Raw genomic sequence first — 1,727 nt, 5'->3', positions numbered from 1 at the left:
TGACGAAGCTGAAGAAGAAGCAAAAGATGCTGCTGACGAAGCAGTTGAAGAAGAAGTAGAAGAAGACGCTGGTAACTAATACCGCTGATTCTTAAGGCCACTCAAATGGGTGGCTTTTTTATTTTCTCTATGGTATAATAGACATGTATTTGGGGTATTAGCTCAGTTGGGAGAGCGTTCGGCTGGCAGCCGAAAGGTCAAGGGTTCAAGTCCCTTATACTCCACCAAGTTAAAAACATCCGGGATTTTTGTCTCGGATGTTTTTTCTTATAATATATTTTATTTATTATATAATGTAATTATCCCCGATAGAAAGGGGGTGATACCCTATGGGGGGGGAATACTCATGATACTTTTATCATCATTTGTATTACCTTTGCTAGCTGATATTCTTTTTGAAATATGGAAAGAAAAACGTAGCAAAGACAAAAAGCAGGACTGACACTCCTGCTTTTTTGATACCCCATTTCTGGGAAATACTCTTCATTTGTATCACAAAGTTTGAAAGCTTTGTGGCTTTTTTGACTGGATAAGAGGTGGCTTCTCTTACTAGAATTATATACTAATTTCCCTAATTTTTCAAGTTCAATCAATTATCTCACACTATCTTATATTGGGGTATATTTATAAAAAGGAGGATCTTATGGATATGGAAAAAATTGTAAAAATTGATGACGACTTAGAAAGAAATGAAGAGCTCTATAAGCTTTTTGATGAGGAAAAACGCCTTCAATCAAGAACTGGTCTAGTTGAGAAAATCACCACCCAAAGGGAAATAGATAAATTAATAAATGCAGATTCTATGGTTCTTGACATCGGGGCTGGGACTGGAGTTTATACAATCCACCTTGCCCCTAAAGTTAAAGAAGTTACTGCCTTTGAGCCATCTAGTTCAAATTTTAAGACCTTAGAGCAAAAAACAAAAGAATTTTCAAATATAAAGTCCTATAATAAGTCATCTTTCGACCTAAAAGATTTACAAGCAAATTATTTTGACCTAGTCCTAATCTTCGGACCCATGTACCATCTCTCTGATCAAAAAGACAGAAAGGACGTACTAAAAGAAGCCAAAAGGGTCTGCAGGGATGATGGCTACATATTAATTTCCTTTATAAATCACGATATGGTTTTAATTAGTGAATCTATCAACTATAGTCTAAATATTTTTTCAGGCCCTAGCTATGATAGTAAAAAACAAAGATTAATTGATAGACCCTTTGTATTTTTCAAACTCAATGAAGCAAGACAAATGATTGAAGATGAGGATATTGAAATAAAAAAATAATAGCAAGCGATGGATTCGCAGAAGTTTTGGCAAGTAAGCTTGAACAAATGAGTGAAGAATCATTTAAAAATTACCTAGACTGGCACCTAAGCCACTGTAAAAACCCAGAAACACTCGGTGCAACGAACCACCTACTCTTTGTATGCAAGAATAAAAAATGAAAAATATCAAATTATATCCACCAAAAGAAAATGAATTAGATTTTGCCAAAAATCTCCTAAAAGATCCTGCCACCATGGCCTACAACAGGGGTTATGATGTAAATTTTCCTGGCTATGATAAGGATACAGGCACTATTACCTATTCCGATAGCTACTTAGAAAAACGGTATAATCTTTATTTTACTAATCCTGGCCAGTACTTTTACGCCTATATTTATGACCAAGATTTGAAAATTTTTGTAGGAGACGTAAATTTTCATCCTTCAAAACTTAATGATTTT

2 protein-coding genes, 1 tRNA gene and 1 pseudogene are annotated in these 1,727 nt (G+C 34.6%); all 4 read left to right on the top strand.

Going from position 1 to position 1,727, the window contains the following annotated elements:
- Positions 1-151 precede the first annotated feature (151 nt).
- Positions 152-227, top strand: a tRNA-Ala gene (locus Q0410_RS00930).
- 416 nt (positions 228-643) lie between these two features.
- The gene (locus Q0410_RS00925; RefSeq protein ID WP_299031824.1) at positions 644-1,285 is read left to right on the top strand and encodes a bifunctional 2-polyprenyl-6-hydroxyphenol methylase/3-demethylubiquinol 3-O-methyltransferase UbiG; all 642 of its coding nucleotides are present in this window, start codon (positions 644-646) and stop codon (positions 1,283-1,285) included.
- A 26-nt stretch (positions 1,286-1,311) separates the two neighbouring features.
- A complete protein-coding gene (locus Q0410_RS00920; RefSeq protein ID WP_299031822.1) occupies positions 1,312-1,446 on the top strand; it encodes a hypothetical protein in 135 nt (44 codons plus the stop codon).
- Positions 1,443-1,727: pseudogene (locus tag Q0410_RS00915) on the top strand (N-acetyltransferase); the annotation flags it as partial. The gene Q0410_RS00920 and the pseudogene Q0410_RS00915, both read left to right, overlap by 4 nt.

The organism is uncultured Anaerococcus sp., from assembly GCF_937934665.1.
GTDB lineage: Bacteria > Bacillota > Clostridia > Tissierellales > Peptoniphilaceae > Anaerococcus.
Note: the sequence above shows the minus strand (reverse complement) of the source record. Positions and strands in the feature narration are given on the sequence as shown.

Bases quoted from the DNA above. Each gene is read 5' to 3' on its own strand.
- Q0410_RS00925 (WP_299031824.1), top strand. From the start codon at position 644: ATGGATATGGAAAAAATTGTAAAAATTGATGACGACTTAGAAAGAAAT.